At 25.5% G+C, this 3,800-nt stretch carries 3 protein-coding genes and 1 tRNA gene; 2 read left to right on the top strand and 2 right to left on the bottom strand.

What is annotated here, in order from left to right:
* Window positions 1-419: 419 nt before the first annotated feature.
* Together ACI48Q_RS20895 and ACI48Q_RS20890 are read left to right on the top strand one after the other, a co-directional pair.
* A complete protein-coding gene (locus tag ACI48Q_RS20895; RefSeq protein WP_474921038.1) occupies window positions 420-1,478 on the top strand; it encodes an HD-GYP domain-containing protein in 1,059 nt (352 codons plus the stop codon).
* Between the two features lie 106 nt (window positions 1,479-1,584).
* Entirely contained in the window at window positions 1,585-2,322 is a 738-nt protein-coding gene (locus ACI48Q_RS20890) for a hypothetical protein (RefSeq protein WP_474921037.1), read from the top strand.
* A 136-nt stretch (window positions 2,323-2,458) separates the two neighbouring features.
* Here ACI48Q_RS20890 and ACI48Q_RS20885 read toward each other — a convergent pair whose 3' ends face one another.
* Both ACI48Q_RS20885 and ACI48Q_RS20880 read right to left on the bottom strand, forming a co-directional pair.
* The gene (locus ACI48Q_RS20885; RefSeq protein ID WP_474921036.1) at window positions 2,459-3,568 is read right to left on the bottom strand and encodes a mechanosensitive ion channel family protein; all 1,110 of its coding nucleotides are present in this window, start codon (window positions 3,566-3,568) and stop codon (window positions 2,459-2,461) included.
* Between the two features lie 123 nt (window positions 3,569-3,691).
* A tRNA-Lys gene (locus ACI48Q_RS20880) sits at window positions 3,692-3,767 on the bottom strand.
* Window positions 3,768-3,800: the final 33 nt, after the last annotated feature.

The following is a 3,800-nucleotide window of genomic DNA, read 5'->3' as shown; positions in this document are numbered from 1 at the left end:
TGTCTCGCTGACATTAGTTAATGTCATTTTGATAGATTTCTCTATCGGAATTAACTGGTTTTACCTTCTTCTCTGTTTAATTTTCAAAGACCATTTCTTCATCACTTACTAGTGACGACCTTTATTATTTTATCAAGGAATCTCTTCCTTGTCAATAACTTTTTTTAAGTTTTTTCAACTTGTTTTTTGTTGCTTTTTCACAACGAAATTAAGTTTACCATTTATATATATGCTTGTCAATATTATTATTAATATTTTTTTAAATAGCTGTTTTTATTTGTTATATAATTTTATCTATTATACTTTTGCTAAATAACACACTTATTTAGTGAAATGAATTATAATTATATTACATGTTATTTTTTATACATCAACTTTACATTTAGATATCCAATATTATTTTAATTGAGGTGTAGCAAATGAAATTAACATTAATAAAAAATTTAAATAATACCGAAACTTTAGCTAAGGATATAATTTCATGCACTGGTAAAGTCTTATTAAAGAAAGGAATACTTCTTTCTACTAATATAGTTAATAAATTAGTATCACAAGGAATATTTTTTGTATATATTCAAGCTGATGAATTAGATGATATAAATCTTGATGAGGATAAATTAATAGATTTAAAGAAAAGTACTCTAGAATCAATTCCCAATATGTTTAATGATTTTATTACCTGTAATGAAAAATCTTTAAACCATTCCTTGAATATTATTGATGATTTAATAGCTTATATTCAATCTGATGATTCTATAAATTTGAATTTATATGAAGTTAAAACTTATGATAATTACACATATGTTCATTCTGTAGATACATGCATTATGTCTATATTTTTAGGTTCCAATATGGAATTACCTGATCAGGAACTAAGAAACCTAGCTATTTCATCTATGTTTCATGACATAGGAAAAACTAAAATTTCAAATAAAATTGTAAATAAACCTGGCAAGCTTACACGTGATGAATATGAACAGATGAAACTTCATCCTTTTTTGGGGAAAGAAATAGTATCTAGAAATTCCTCTATGACTCAATCAATTATAGATGGAATCGCACAACATCATGAAAAGTTTAATGGTACAGGTTATCCTTTTAATATATCAAGAACCGATATATGCTTATTTTCTAGAATTATAAGCATATGTGATGTGTTCACTGCTATAACTGCTGACCGAGTATATAGAAAGAAATTCAATCCCAAAGAAGCTTATGAATATATTTTATCTCAATCTTATTTTAGCTTTGATCCTAATATAGTTCATATTTTTAAAAATACATTTGCCATATATCCTATTGGTTGCCATGTACTATTATCCAATGGCTTAAAAGGATACATAATAAGGCAGAATCAAGGACTTCCTGATAGACCTGTGATAAGAATATTTACTGACAAATACGACAATAAACTTTCTACATATGATTTAGATTTAAAAACAAATTTAAATATAATAATTATAAATACTGTTAATTAGTATAAAGAGTATTCAAAAATATCTATATTATTTGAATAGTTTTGCTTTTAATTGGGTAAATTACAGATATATACTTAAAAATTTTATGGATATGGTGATTTACTTTATGAGAAAATTTGAAAATCAATTTGTTCATGACATAATTTCATACTTAATTATTATTTTACTTATTTCTCTTATTACTTTAAGCAATAACAAAATAACTTTTGCACAGAATTTAACTAAAGATGATTATCCGCATGAATTAGGCATATATTCTAATACTTCTAGTACTAATTTTTACCTAGGTGAATATATTGATAGTCCTGATTACTATTTATACAAGTTAAAGAAATCCAATGAAAGATATAAAAATCTTGCATTAGTAGCTGATCTAAAAAAAGAAGCAAAAATTGCTACAGCTCATATACCTATAGAATTTCAGTATGAGATAGTAGATAAGATAGCTTTAAAAGAATACCTTGAAGTTAGAAACTCTATTTTAGCAGATGAACCTTATTTTTCATCGATTATCGATGTTTCAAAAGATTTTAATATTAATCCCTTACTATTATTCGCTATTACAGGACAAGAGCAAGGTTTTGTTCCAAAAAATCATAATAATGCACCTAAGATAGCTAATAATCCTTATAATGTATTTTGTAGTTGGCAAGTCTATAATACTGATATTGTAGATTCATCTAAGATTGCTTGTAGAACTATAATAAATCTATCTAAAAATAAACCTAAAGATATAGACATATTTACTTGGATAAATAGAAAATATTCTGAGGATAAAAATTGGAATTATGGTGTTAGATCTCTTTATGAAGATTTGAAACCTTATGCTTTCAATTCATATTAAATCAATAAATTTTCTTACTTTAATTAAGTGAACATAAAAAAACATATTATTTACTTATATTTTCTATATTATAAATATACTTTTGAAATTCTATTTCTCAATATAAAAACCAGCGAATACTTCGCTGGTTTTCTATTTAACTCTCTTCTATATATATACGCCTTGTTGGAAATGCTATTTCCACATTTTCACCACTTAATATCTCCATAATACTATAATTGATATCTTGCTTAATATTTATATAATCATTTAAATCTACTTTATTAGAATAGCAATAAACTCCTATATCTAGAGTACTTTCATTAAACTTATCAAAAGATACTTGTATTGAATCATTTTCTATATTCTCATTATCATTTAACATCTTGTTTATTTTCTCCGTACATATCTTCATCTTTACTATATCTGTGTTATAACTTACACCAATATTTACAACTATTCTTCTTTTATCACGTTTATTAAAATTTAGAACTGACTCGTTAGCTAAAATAGAATTTGGAACTGAAATTAAAACTTTATCAACTGTTCTAATTTTTGTACTTCTAAAACTAATATCTTCTACTGCACCCTCTAAATCTTTACATTTTATCCAATCTCCTATGCCAAAAGGTTTATCTAACACTATTATTGCACCAGATATTATATTAGCAGCAAAATCTTTAGCTGCTAAACTAATTGCTAAACCACCTAATCCTAAGCCTGTTACAAGTGCATCAATATTAAAATTCCATATATCTGCTATTTGAATAGTACCTAATGCAACAATTATGAAGTTAGCACTCTTTATAATCAATGGCATAAACATATCACCTACATTTATGTCTAATTTTCTATTAGCTCGCTCAAAAAAATCATGTGAAGCTCTAGAAATATTCATTAATCCATTACATAAAAGTACAACTATACAACTATACATTATCCGATCTATGAACTTTACTGTTAATATAGGTATTATACCTACTAAAGTCCTAGCAAGTATATATGCACCTATAATTATAAATAGTTTTTTTAATGGATTTTCAAATGCATTAATGACTTTAATGCCAAACTTAAAATTTAATTTATTGAATGTTCTATGTAATATCTTGACTATATATTTTGTAAATATATTTTTTAGGAAAATTATTAAAGCAAAAACTCCCACGCCTAAAGCAACATGTTTCCAAGTTTCATATAATGAACTATTTAAAACCATCTGTACATATGCATTATCCATAATGTTTGAATTTAATAACATTATTTTCATTCCTTCCATTTAAAATGTAATAGACATATTTAAAAATTGATATTATCATATTATTATAGTTTATAAAAATATATGACTTATAATAGTAAATTATAAAAAAAGCACTTCTAAATGAAGTGCTTTTGGTGGCTCACCGGGGAATCGAACCCCGGACACCATGATTAAAAGTCATGTGCTCTACCGACTGAGCTAGTGAACCATATATATGCCTCCAAGCCTTAACTTGGAGGCA

It is taken from the genome of Clostridium sp. LXY-7, assembly GCF_056172015.1.
Note: the sequence above shows the minus strand (reverse complement) of the source record. Positions and strands in the feature narration are given on the sequence as shown.